At 64.1% G+C, this 12,437-nt stretch carries 8 protein-coding genes; 4 read left to right on the top strand and 4 right to left on the bottom strand.

The genetic code is table 11. The features are described 5' to 3' along the window. Positions 1-223: 223 nt before the first annotated feature. Both rpmG and rpmB read right to left on the bottom strand, forming a co-directional pair. The gene (rpmG, locus tag G4Y73_RS00050) at positions 224-391 is read right to left on the bottom strand and encodes a 50S ribosomal protein L33 (RefSeq protein WP_164228181.1); all 168 of its coding nucleotides are present in this window, start codon (positions 389-391) and stop codon (positions 224-226) included. An 11-nt stretch (positions 392-402) separates the two neighbouring features. Next, entirely contained in the window at positions 403-639 is a 237-nt protein-coding gene (rpmB, locus tag G4Y73_RS00045; protein WP_164228180.1) for a 50S ribosomal protein L28, read from the bottom strand. 175 nt (positions 640-814) lie between these two features. Here rpmB and G4Y73_RS00040 point away from each other — a divergent pair, with 175 nt between their 5' ends. Continuing rightward, positions 815-1,267 (top strand): DUF3429 domain-containing protein, encoded by a 453-nt coding sequence (locus G4Y73_RS00040; RefSeq protein WP_164228178.1) that lies wholly within the window; start codon positions 815-817, stop codon positions 1,265-1,267. A gap of 105 nt (positions 1,268-1,372) precedes the next feature. Continuing rightward, the gene (locus tag G4Y73_RS00035; protein WP_164228176.1) at positions 1,373-1,996 is read left to right on the top strand and encodes a hypothetical protein; all 624 of its coding nucleotides are present in this window, start codon (positions 1,373-1,375) and stop codon (positions 1,994-1,996) included. A gap of 130 nt (positions 1,997-2,126) precedes the next feature. Here the strand turns inward: G4Y73_RS00035 and G4Y73_RS00030 are convergent, their stop codons facing one another. Both G4Y73_RS00030 and G4Y73_RS00025 read right to left on the bottom strand, forming a co-directional pair. Then, positions 2,127-5,411 carry a S41 family peptidase gene (locus G4Y73_RS00030; protein WP_164228174.1) on the bottom strand — a complete coding sequence of 1,095 codons (3,285 nt, stop codon included), beginning with the start codon at positions 5,409-5,411 and terminating at the stop codon, positions 2,127-2,129. 156 nt (positions 5,412-5,567) lie between these two features. Beyond that, positions 5,568-7,874, bottom strand: coding sequence for a S8 family serine peptidase (locus tag G4Y73_RS00025; protein ID WP_164228172.1), 2,307 nt, complete (start codon positions 7,872-7,874; stop codon positions 5,568-5,570). A 353-nt stretch (positions 7,875-8,227) separates the two neighbouring features. Between G4Y73_RS00025 and putP the strand changes: the two genes are divergently transcribed. Together putP and G4Y73_RS00015 are read left to right on the top strand one after the other, a co-directional pair. After that, positions 8,228-9,682 (top strand): sodium/proline symporter PutP, encoded by a 1,455-nt coding sequence (gene putP / locus G4Y73_RS00020; protein WP_164228170.1) that lies wholly within the window; start codon positions 8,228-8,230, stop codon positions 9,680-9,682. 12 nt (positions 9,683-9,694) lie between these two features. Further along, complete coding sequence (locus G4Y73_RS00015; RefSeq protein WP_164228167.1) at positions 9,695-12,247, top strand: serine/threonine-protein kinase; 2,553 nt, start codon at positions 9,695-9,697, stop codon at positions 12,245-12,247. The last annotated feature ends 190 nt before the right edge of the window (positions 12,248-12,437 follow it).

Here is a 12,437-nt window from a genome sequence, read left to right as displayed (position 1 = left end):
ACGTAACCGCCTGCTTTTAAGCGCGTTTTTTGGTGACTTTTTTCGCGCGGGAAAAAAGTTACCCGCCATCAGCCCGCGAAGCGGGCGGGCGGAACCGCCTTTGACTTGTCGCGGCCACCACGGCGCCCCGTGGCAAAAACCAATCAAACACCAACACCAGAAACAACAAAAAACGCCGGGCAGGGCCCGGCGTCTTAGAGCAAATTCGAGCAAGCGAAAACGCCTACTTGATCTTGGCTTCCTTGTACATCACATGCTTGCGCACCACCGGATCGTACTTCTTGAACTCCAGCTTGTGCGGAGTGTTCTTCTTGTTCTTGTCGGTGGTGTAGAAGTGCCCGGTACCGGCACTGGAAACCATTCTGATCTTGTCGCGTGCGCTGTTGGCCATGATCGGACTCCTTAGAAGCGTTCGCCGCGGGCACGCAGGTCGGTAAGGACCTTGTCGATGCCGTTCTTGTCGATGATGCGCAGGCCCTTGGCCGAGACGCGCAGCTTGACCCAGCGATTCTCGCTTTCGACCCAGAAACGATGGCTGTGCAGATTCGGCAGCGACCGCTTCTTCGTCCTGTTGTTGGCATGGGAGACGTTGTTTCCGACCAGCGGGCCCTTGCCGGTCACCTGACACACTCGGGACATGACGAATGTTCCTGAATTGGATTGGTTGCAAATCGAGCCGGACTTTATACCCCAAATTCGCCCGGCGATCAAGAAGCGCGGGCAATTCAGGTGTAAATTTCCTGCCCGGGCCGGGCTTGACGCCGAATGCGCCCGAACCGAAGATGAAGCCACGACCCGCCTTTCCGGAGCTTCCATGCCCACCGAATCCTCGCATCACAGTTCGCGCACCCGCCAGCAGACCGCCCTCATTCTCGGCTGGTCCGGCGTGGTGCCCTTTGCCGCCATGGCGCTGGTTGCCTGGACCGGCGCGCCGGAATGGCTGCTCCACCTGCTGGTCGGCTACGGTGTGCTGATCCTGGCCTTCATGGGCGGCACGCTCTGGGCGGCCGCGCTCGAGCGGCCGTCCGAGCCGGAAGCGCCGCTGGTGGCCAGCATCATCCTGGTGTTGGCCGCGCTGCCGGCCCTGTTGCTGCCGTTGGTCTCGGCCGCGTTGCTGCTGGCTGTGCTGTTCGGCCTGCACGCCCTGGCCGAATCACTCTGGGCACGCGAAAGCCAGGCCGCCTGGTACAAGGGGATGCGCCTGGGTATCAGCGCCACGGTCATCGCCTTGCTCGTGCTGACGTTCCTCATCGAAGTCGGGGCTTGAACAACGGCAAGCGGTAATTGCACAGGAATACCCTGTTCCCGGGCTGGCCGTTTTGTGATCGCTTTCTCGTATTGAGAAGGGGCACACCCATACGAGGAGACTGTCATGTCTCGATTGAATTCTGTCGGGCTACTTTTTCCGCTGACGCTGGGACTGTTTCTTCTCGGCAGCCCCGCTCACGGGCAGGGCACCGAATGCGACTGTTCCTGCGAGGCCTACCAGCGCATGTTGACCTATGCCGAGGAGGCCCGAGAAGCGGCCGATGCGGGTGGCCAGCCGGAGTTTCCGGCCGAACTCATGGCCATGCAGCAATGCGCGGGAAAATGCGCCATGCAGTGGGCGCAGTGCGCCAGCCCGGATACCGATTTCAGCGCCATGAACGATCGAGCGACCGCGGCGAGCTCGGCGGCCCAGGATCGGAATCGCGAGGCGGAGTCCGAGCCGGGCATCGAAAAGAGTCGCCTGACGGCCGACTATCTCGCCGGCACCTGGTGCAGCGTCTACGGCGGACAGGAAACAACCCAGTGGCAATTCGATGATGACGGCAGCTATCGTATCGGCGTACCGGCCGGGCAGGGCTACGCCATGCAACCCCAAACACGCAGCCTGGAGGAATTCCACGACCGCTTCGATCGGCTCGTCGCCATGGAGTCAGACGGCTTCACGACCGAGCATGGCACCGGCCGAGTCGTGCGCAATAACGTGTTCACGCGCGGGCCCTGCGGCTGAGAATGCGTGCCGGACTTATCACGTTCGTTTCCCGCGAGCGTCGGTAACCAACGGAAAACTCGAGCAAGCACCTGCCGGATAGAAAACGGCCCCGATGTCCGGGGCCGCGATCATATTTGTAGTTTTGCGCCTAGCGGCCGAGTTGGGTCGGCAACGGCGGTGCCTCGTCCGGGATGTCGTCGGCATAGTCTTCGAGCATCGACTGAATCTGCTCGATCGCTGCCTGCAGCTGGCTGTCGGTGCCGTTGTTGGTTGCCACCGGATCGAGCTTGACCTCAATATCCGGCGCCACGCCCTCGTTTTCCACCGTCCACTGGTTGTCGGTATCGGCAAAGCGGAAGTGCGGCACGGTCATCACACCGCCATCGACAAATCCCGGATTGGCGAAGATGCCGATCAGACCGCCCCAGGTACGTGTACCCAGCAGCGGGCCAATGTCGAGTTCGCGGAAGGCATAGGGCAGGTAGTCGCCGCCGGAACCGGCATCCTGATCGATCATCATCAGCTTGGGCCCGTGCAGCGCGCCGAAAGGTGTGCGTGAGAATTCGCCGTGGCGATAGACCCAGTTGGACAAGTGCGGCCGTGACAGCACCTCGACAATGTAGTCGGCAGCCTGGCCGCCACCGTTGGAGCGCTCATCGATGATCACCGCTTCACGGTCGAGCTGGGCAAAGAACATGCGATTGAAGAAGGTGTAACCGGCACCGGCAGTATTGGGCAGGTAAACGTAGCCCACGCGGCCATCGGTGGCCTCGTCGACCGCCATGCGGTTGGCCTCCACCCAGGCCCAGAGCCTGAGTTCACCCTCGCTGTCGACCGGCTCGACGATGATTTCGCGTGAGTCCTCGCCGTCCGGATTCGGCCCGACCGTCAGGATCACCTGCTCGCCGACAGTGTTGTAGAGATGCTCGTAAAGGTTGTCATCGGCAGTGATCTCGCGACCGTTGACCGCCAGGATGTATTCACCTTCTCTCGCTTCGTTGCCGGGCTGATTGAGCGGCCCCTGCAGGAAGGCGTTCCAGGACTCGCCGGTGTAGATGCGCTCGATGCGCCAGCGATTGTTGTCGATCGTGAAGTTAGCGCCGAGCAGGCCGGCGCCGGGACCGGATTCGCTGTGGACGTCGCCGCCGCCAACGCGATTGTGACCGGCTTGCAGCTCGGCAATCATCTCGATCATCAAGGCGTTGAGGTCCTCGCGCCGGCCGACATGATCGACCAGCGGGCGGTACTGTTCGTAGACCGCGTCCCAGTCGAGGCCGTGCAGGTTGTCAGCGTAGAAGTACTCCTTCTGCATGCGCCAGCCTTCATTGAAGATCTGCGCCCATTCAGCCTCGGGGTCAATCTGCATGCGCAGGCCCGAGAGGTCGACTGACTCGGGCTCGATCTTCTCGCCGGCCTCGGCGACCTGGACCGACCCGTTGGAGCTGATCAGCAGATGGCTTCCGGCGGAACTGATATCGAAGCCGTTGAGGCCGCTATAGACCGTTGCGGCCTCGCGTTCTTCGAAGTCGAAGCGCATCAGGTGGTTTTCGTCGATGCGGTTCTCGCCCGGCATTTCCACGGTCGAACCCGGCTGCGGGTAGCGCATCCAGAACAGGCTGCCGTCCTTGGCGACCTGCAGGCCACGGTAATTGCCCTTGGCCACCGGCAGGGCGACCATGCGTTCAGCCAGGCCGTCGAAGTCGATGCGGACCTCGACGTCCTCCTTATCTTTATCCTTGCCGTTGTCCTCGCCGTTTTCGTCGCCGTTGTCCTCGTCCGGTTCCTCGTCGCCGGTGCGCGGTGCCAGCGGCGATTCGGTCCCTTCAGCCAGGACCAGTGCATAAATTCCGGCGCGATAAGGCCGTTCCTGGGTCGACATGTCTAGACCGAACTGGATGGGTCCGGCATTAGTCGAGGCGGCCATATAGAGGTACTTGCCGTCACGGCTGAAGACCGGCGACGCCACGTCGGCCATGCCGTCGCTGACCCGCGTCGACTCACCCGAACTGAAGTCGTGAACCATCAGGTCGCTCAGGTAATTGTCGCCGTTGAGCGTGTAGGCCAGCCAGCGCCCATCGGGCGAGAAGGCCACGTCGTAATTGCCCATGCGTGCCGAGCGCGCAATCTCGTCGCGATCACCGTCTTCGAGATCGATCACGAACAGGCTCACACCATTGTCGGAATAAGCGATTCGGCTCTCGGCCGTGTCCCAGGCCTCGAGCGCGTAGAAATCGGGTCCCAGCTCATGTCGTTCGATAACTTCCCCGCGCTGATCGGCAATGACCAGCTCCTGGCCTTCGAGCGACTCGACGATCCAGGCGACCTGCGAGCCCTCGGGCGACCACAGGGCCGGGTACTCACGCTGACCGTCTGAGACGGTCAGGTTGCGGGTCGATCCGTGCTCGACCGGCACCGTGAAGATCTCGCCGCGGGCGGTGACGAGCACGCGCTTGCCGTTGGGGGAAATGCCCACGCGCTCGATATTGCCCTGGACGCTTTGCCACTCGGTGCGCTGCTGGGGCAGATCAGGGTTGAGCGAGATCTCGAGGGTGCGACGCTCGCCACTGGCGATGTTCAGTTCGTGCAGCTCACCGCCGGCCTCGAACACGATGTGATCGCCGAAACCGTCGGCCCAGTGCACGTCCCAGTCGGCCTGGTCGGTCAGGCGCTCGATCTCTCCGCTCTCGGTATCGAAGGCATGCAGGTTCAGGCGCTTGTCGTGACGGTCGGAGATGAAAACGACTTTGTCACCCATCCAGAACGGCTGGATGTCATTGACGCGCTCGCCGGGGATGGCGGTGAACTCGTCCGCTTCCGGGTCGATGATGCGGATCGAGGGCGTTGTGCCGCCGCGGTAGCCGCGCCAGCCGGCCGAACCACCATAGAGGCCGTTGTAGCCCGGGCCGTGATCGATATAGGCCAGGCGCTCGCCTTCACGATCCCAACGGCCGCGGAAGAAGCGCGCTTCCATTTGCTTGGCCGGTGCGCCCCCGTCGACCGGCACGTGCCAGAGCTGGCCGGATCGGCCATGGTCGGTTTCGCGTCGCGACATGAAAGCCACGGACTCGCCGTCGGCGCTCCAGCCGACCGGAGTATCCGCGCCCGGGTGCCAGGTCAGTCGCTGTGCCTGGCCACCGGCCACGTCGATCACGTAGACGTCCGTATTGCCCTGGTACTCGGCGGCGAAGGCGATCTGCCGTCCATCCGGCGAGAAATAGGGATTGTTCTCCTCGGCTGCCGCCGAGGTCAGGCGCCGCGGCTCTGCACCGTCGCGGTCGGAGACCCACAGGTCGCCAGCGTAGACGAAGGCAAGATGGTCGGCCGACACGGCGGGGTGGCTGAGCAGGCGGGTAGCGCGGTCACCGTCATCGGCCCAGGCCGATACCGAAAAGACAAGCGCCAGGGGGGCAAGCAATCGAAGTGCGTTGGGCATGGATTTCACGTTTTGGTGATTGGCGAAGGCGACAACATAACGCATCCGATGTAAACACGCATCAGCCGAAAGTCATTGTGCCCCGGCCAAGAAAAAGGGCCCGGCCGCTGTGCGACCGGGCCCCGAATGGTGCCGGTGTCTAACCGACGAGACGGATCAGATGTTGACCGTCACGCTGCCCGAACAAGTGCTCGTACCGGCTTCGCACACCTGGAAGGTGTAGCTGGCGCCGCCACGGTTGTCGCTCGACCAGGTATAGGCACCGTCATTCGCCGTGGTGTCGATCTTGCTGCCATCGAGGTAGATGTCAACATTGGTGGACGAGGCACCGTCCCAGGTCAGATCGGCGTGGTGACGACCCTTCACCTTGTAGCCGGAGGCCGACAGGGTGATGCCGTCGCTGACCGGTTCCTCGACCGTCACGCTCTGGCTGGCGCTATCGGTGGCACCGTCATCGTCGGTCACCGTCAGCGTCACGGTGTAGGTGCCACCGGCCGCATAGGTGTGGCTGGCGGTCTCACCGCCGCCCGTGTTGCCGTCACCGAAGTCCCAGGCATACGAGGCGATCGAACCGTCGCTGTCGCTCGAGCCCGAGCCGTCGAAGGAGCAGCCGAGATCCGTGCACGAGGAAGTGAACGAGGCCGTCGGGGCTTCGTTTTCCTCGGTCGGACCGCTGACGGTGACGGTCTGGCTGTCACTATCGCTTGCTTCGCCGTCGCTGACCGTCAAGGTGACGGTGTAGCTACCGTCGCCGGCATAGGTGTGGCTGGCCGTAGAACCGCTCGCGGAACCGCCGTCACCGAAGGTCCAGCTGTAGCTCAGAGAGTCGCCGTCGGCGTCGCTTGAACCGGTGCCGTCGAAGGAGCACGACAGGTCGGTGCAGGAATAGGTGAACGAGGCCGTCGGCGCGGTGTTTTCATCACCGCCACCGCCGCCGCCCAGGTAGGCGACTGCATCGGCCGCCTGGATCAGACCCCAGCCGTAGCTGTTGTCACGACCGCCAGAGCCGAGGTCTTCGGCCGTGGCCGCCAGGGCGTTGCGGATTTCGGTCGCTGTAGCCGTCGGCACCTGGCTCCAGACCAGGGCGGCGACACCCGCGACGTGCGGAGTGGCCATCGACGTGCCGTTGTAGCTGTCATAGCCATCGGCCGGCGCGGTGGCCTCGGTCGAGACCGTGGCGCTGGCACCCAGCTTGTTGCCGACCACGTACTGGCCATCCGACTGGCTCATGCTCACCGCCGGGATATTGGAGCAGGTTCCCCACGACGGCCCGCTGCAGTCCAGCGTGCCCAGGAAGCCGCCGGAGACGTTGTTGTAGATGATCGCGGCCGCGCCGCCGCCGGACTCGACGTTGGCGACCTTGTCGCTGAAGGAAATCGAACCGCGCTCACACATCACGACGTTGCCGGACCAGTTGCCTGCGCTGTCGCAGATGCCGCCGTCGACAACGCTGCCGGAAGCTGTGGTGCTGGCAGCCCGATCCATGGCTGAAACGGAATAGCTGGTTCCGTCGATTTCCGCCGTAGCGCTGATCGAAGGCACCGTGCTGAGCACACCCACACCCGGAGCGGCCAGTTCGACCTGGTCGTTCTTCTGCGAGAAGTCGGCCACGGTCTTGGTGTCGTCAATGGCGGCCACCGAAACCACGGCGTCGTAGGAAGCCGGGTAGCTGTAACCGGTGGTGCCGTCATTACCCGCCGCGGCGATCGAGAGCACACCCTGATCAAGCAGATCCTGGAAGCCCTGTTCAGCCGTGCTCGAAGCCTGGCCACCGCCGAGGCTCATGTTGATGACATCGGCGCCGGCATCCTGACAGGCGTAAGCGGCTTCGATGACGCCCGAGCTGTAGCTCCAGCCACAGGCACCGGAAGTCCAGTCGTCGTCGCCGAAGACCTTGGCGATGGTCAGGTTGATGTTGGCGCCCGGCATTACGCCGATCACGCCGTCACCGTTGTTGACGGCGGCAACCGTACCGGCCACGTGCGTGCCGTGACCGCAGCTGTCGATGAACGGGTCGCCGCTGCCGCTGAGGTTCAGTCCGTTGACCGGGTTGGCTTCCAGGTCGAAGTGACCGGCGTGGTAACCGGAATCGATGATGCAGACGTTCTTGCCGCCGGCATCCGCGTCGCTGACCTGGTCGGCCTGGACCATCGTGATGCCGTAGGGGACGCTCTCGGCCATCGGGTAGACGCGGGCGTCCTCCTCGATATTGAGCACGTTGGGATTGTTCTGCAGCCCCTGGAGCGCCTGCTCCGGCAGCGTGACCGCAATAGCGTTGACACTGCGGTTGGTCAGGTCGACCTTGATGTCGCCGCCCATGGCCTTGACTGCGGCCACACCCTGGCCGGCCTGGCCCGGGGCGAACTGGATGATGTAGCGATTATCGTCGGCCATCGCGTGGCTACAGAACATCAGGCCGACAGCGCCTGCAATGGCGGTCAGCCGCAACTTTGCGTGCTTCATGGGTTCTCCTCTGAGTGGTTTAGTGGGATGAATCAAGGCCCCTCTCATCCCGCTCCCCCTGGGTCCCCGGGAAGCTGCCCGACCACCGGCCGGCCGACCTTCCCCCTCACGGGGTAAAGAGCCGGTTTCAGTCTCGGATTCGGGCTGGTTGAAGGACAAACTTGAAAGTGCCTGTTGAGATTTATGTCACGTGATGAATGTCACGCATCTTTTCAGCATGAACATATCGGGTCACGTTTGTCAAGGCGATCGTCCGATTTTTCCGCCGTGCTAAGATCGCCGGCGAGGATCGGCCGGCCAATACCGGAGGGACACGGGGCCCGCGTCCGAACAAGCATGAGGGAGGCAGCAGCATGAGCAGCGTCTACATCACTTTCGGCCTGTATTTCGTAGTCTTGCTGGCACTGGGCATCGTCGCCTGGCGCCGGACGCAGGACCTTTCCGACTACATTCTCGGTGGCCGCTCGCTGGGCAGCGGGGTGACCGCGCTATCGGCCGGCGCTTCGGACATGAGCGGCTGGCTTCTGCTTGGCCTGCCCGGCGCTGCCTACCTGACCGGCCTGGACGCAGGCTGGATCGCCCTGGGCCTTTTGATCGGTACCTGGATGAACTGGCTGCTGGTCGCCAGCCGCTTGCGTACCGCGACCGAGAACCTTGAAGACTCCCTGACGCTGCCCGACTACTTTCAGCGCCGTTTCGCCGACGATTCGCGCTTTTTGCGCATCATTCCCGGCATTTTCATTTTCATTTTCTTCTCCCTCTACGTCAGTTCCGGCCTGGTGGCCGGCGGCCGGCTGTTCGAGGAAGTATTCGGCCTGCCTTACATGTGGGCGGTGACGACCGGTGTACTGGCGATCATCATCTACACGTTCCTGGGCGGCTACCTGGCGGTGAGCTGGACCGACGCCCTGCAGGCCCTGCTGATGCTGGCCGCACTGGTGGCCGTGCCACTGATGGTTTTCAGCACCGGCGACACTGGCCTGTTCGAGGCGGTGCGCGCGAAGAACCCCGAAATGCTCAACCCCTTTACTAACCCCTCGGGTGAATTCATCGGCCTGATCGCGATCATCTCGTCGATGGCCTGGGGCCTGGGTTATTTCGGCCAACCGCATATCCTGGCGCGCTTCATGGGCATTCACCATGTCAGCCAGCTGACCAGGGCCCGTCGCATCGCGGTGAGCTGGGCGGCCATCGGTCTGGTGGCCGCGGTGCTGGTCGGCCTGGCCGGCATCGGCGGACTGGAAACCACGCTGGAGGGCGCCGACTCCGAAAAGGTATTCATCCGCCTGGTCGAGGTGCTGTTCCATCCGCTGGTCGCCGGCATCTGCCTGGCGGCGATCCTGGCGGCAATCATGTCGACGGCCGACTCGCAGTTGCTGGTGGCCTCCTCGGTGGTCTCCGAGGACTTCTGGAAAGGTCTGCTGCGCACCGACGCCAGCCAGACCGAACTGGTGTGGGTCGGGCGCCTCTCGGTCATCGTCATCGCGTTGATCGCCTTCTGGTTCGCCCGCGATCCCGACAGCAAGGTGCTCGACCTGGTGTCCTACGCCTGGGCCGGGCTGGGTGCAGCATTCGGGCCGGTCATCGTGATGTCGCTGTACTGGGCAAAGATGAGCCGTTGGGGTGCTGCGGCGGGCATGATCGTCGGCGGCGTGACGGTCATCGTCTGGCAGCCGCTCGAGGGCGGCCTGTTCGACGTTTACGAAATCCTGCCGGGCGCCATTTTCGCCGCCCTGGCAGCATTCATCTTCAGTATGCTCCTCCCTGATGAAAAGGCGACCCGGCAATACGAACGCATGCTTGACTGACGTGGCTGCAGCATGAGCCGGTCAGTTCGACGCGGCCGGCTCACGCCCTGGCGGCGACGCGTGCTCGACGCCGAGTTCGAGCGCCTGCTCGATCTGGACGAGGCCGAACGTGCAGAGCGCCTGAAATTTCTCGCTGCGCAGCATCCGCGCCTGACACGCCGGCTCGGCCCCCTGCTCGACGCGCTCGCGGACAAGGCCGATCATCTCGAGGCCATGATCCGCGAAGTCGCCGACTCTGCGGTTGCCGAGCTGGATGGCGGAGATACCGAACTGCCGGCAGGTACGCGCCTGGGCGCCTGGCGCCTGATCGAATCGGTCGGCCACGGCGGCATGGGCCGGGTCTACCGTGCCGAGCGCGCCGACGGCGCCTTCGAGATGACCGCGGCAGTCAAGCTCATCCGGGTGCGGCGCGATCGCCGGCTGCGCATGCGATTGCTGATGGAACGCCAGCTTCTCGCCCGGCTCGATCATCCCAACATCGCGCGCATCCTCGATGGCGGCTCGACCGAGGACGATCAGGCCTGGCTGGCCATGGAGTGGGTCGACGGCCAGGATCTCGGCCAGTGCCGCGAGCGGGAAGCCCGCGATCACCGCCATTGCCTCGGCCGCTTCCTGCGTCTGGTCGAGGCGGTCCATCACGCCCACCAGCGCCAGATCGTGCACGGCGACATCAAGCCTGCAAACGTACGCATCGGCGAAGACGGACGCGTTCGTCTACTCGATTTCGGTGTGGCCCGGCTGCTGGCCGACGAGTCGAGCTCTGGTGAGCCGTCCGTGCGCGCATTGACCCCGGCCTGGTCCGCACCCGAACTGCGCCGCGGCGAACCAGTCTCCACCCAGTCCGATATCTGGGCCCTGGGCGCTCTGCTCCACTGGATGCTCACCGGCGCCACGCTCGACCCGGAAGAGGCCGTCGACATCGAGGCACTGAGCCGGAACCTGGGCAAGTCTTGTCCGCAACCCCGCGACCTGGCTGCCGTCATTGCGGTCGCCAGCGCCCACCGCCCGGACGATCGCTATCCGTCGGCGGCCGGCCTGATGCGGGATATCGAACGCTACCTGACACGTCAGCCGGTGCTGGCCCGGTCCCAGACTCGCCGCTACGTGCTGACGCGTTTCATCCAGCGCAACCCGATGTCGGTCGGTGCCAGCGCGCTGGCGGCCGTGCTGCTCGTGCTCGGCCTGGCCGGGACCGCCTGGCAGGCCAGGCAGGCCGCGCTCGAGCGCGACCGCACCCAGCTGGAAGCCAACAAGACCGAGAAGGTCAGCGAGTTCCTGGTCGGTCTGTTCGAACAAGCCGATCCCTGGATGGCGCGCGAACAGGAACTGACCGCGCGCGACCTGGTCGCCCGCGGCGCCGAACAGATCCGGGTGCTCAGGGAGACGCCGCTGGTGCAGGCTGAAATGTACGGCGTGCTGGCACGCGTTCATCGCGGCCTGGCCGACTACGAGCGGGCTGGGAGACTGGCGGCCGAGGCCGTCGAGGTGCTGGCAGCCGATCCCGAGATACCCCCGGAAGATCTGGCCGACGCCTGGTCGCTACGTGCCGACACACTCGGATCCCAGGGCCGCTATCAGGAGGCCGAGACGGCCCACCGCCGCGCCCTCGAACTGGTGGCGGATTCACCACTGCCGGTTCAGGCGCGTCATATGAACGGCCTCGGGTTGACCCTGTACTCACTGGGCCGCCTCGAGGCGGCCGGCGAACTGTTCGAGACGTCACTGGCCATCCGTGCCGAACACCAGCCCGACAGCGCCGAACTGGCCGAGGCGTACAACAACCTCGCGCTGCATCGCGCCACCATCGATCGCAACCGCGAGGCCCGCGAGTACTACGACCGCGCCATCGAGCTTCGACGCAAGGTACTGGGCGAGGATCATCCGACCACCAGCTTTTCGCTGACCAACCTGGCGGTGCTGCTGGTGCAGACCGGCCGAGCGGAGGAGGCCATTCCGGCCTTCCGCGAAGCCCTGGCCATCCGCGAAAACGCTTTCGGCAACCGCCACCCGGCCGTGGCCAGTGTGCTCTACCAGCTCGGCTGGGCGCATTCGCACCTGGAAGCTTACGGCCTGGCCCGCGAGTACTACCGGCGGGCCCTGGAAATAAGACGCACTTCCCTGGGCGAGGACCACCCCTCGGTGGCGGTGGTACTCAATGCTATGGCGAGCGTGGCCCGGGCCGAGGGCGACCACGAAAGCGCTCTGGACCACCTGGAGCGTGCGCTTGCGATCTATCGTGATCGCCTCGGCGAGTCACACCACGACATTGCCCTGGTCCTCACCAATCTCGGCGCCACCCACCTGCAGCGCGGCGAATTCGAGAAGGCACGCGATTTTCTCGAACGCGCACTGGCCATGAACCGCAACGAATTGGGCGAAAACCATCACCACGTGGCCGACAACCTGCAAGCCCTGGCCCGGCTTCACGAGGCCAGGCAGCAAACCGAACTGGCCGCCGATTACGCCCGACGTGCGTTGGTCACCTATAGCTCGCTGCGCGATGAATCCAGCCCCGCGGTGGCTGAGTCTCGGGCGCTGCTTGAGCGGATTCAAGGGGGGCATTGATGTTTTGCGGTTGCTTCGCGTCGGCCGGTTGATCGGCGCTGGGTTAGTTCTTGCCACATGTCGCTGTGGGGGCTTCGACAAGTCAACTTCTATTTCGCCCGCCTGCTTCGCAGGCTGATGGCGGGCAACTTTTTTCCCGCGCGAAAAAAGTAGCCAAAAAACGCGCTTAAAAGCAGGCGGTTACGCCTCA

The sequence above is a fragment of the Wenzhouxiangella sp. XN201 genome, assembly GCF_011008905.1.
In the GTDB taxonomy this organism is placed as follows: domain Bacteria; phylum Pseudomonadota; class Gammaproteobacteria; order Xanthomonadales; family Wenzhouxiangellaceae; genus Wenzhouxiangella.
Note: the sequence above shows the minus strand (reverse complement) of the source record. Positions and strands in the feature narration are given on the sequence as shown.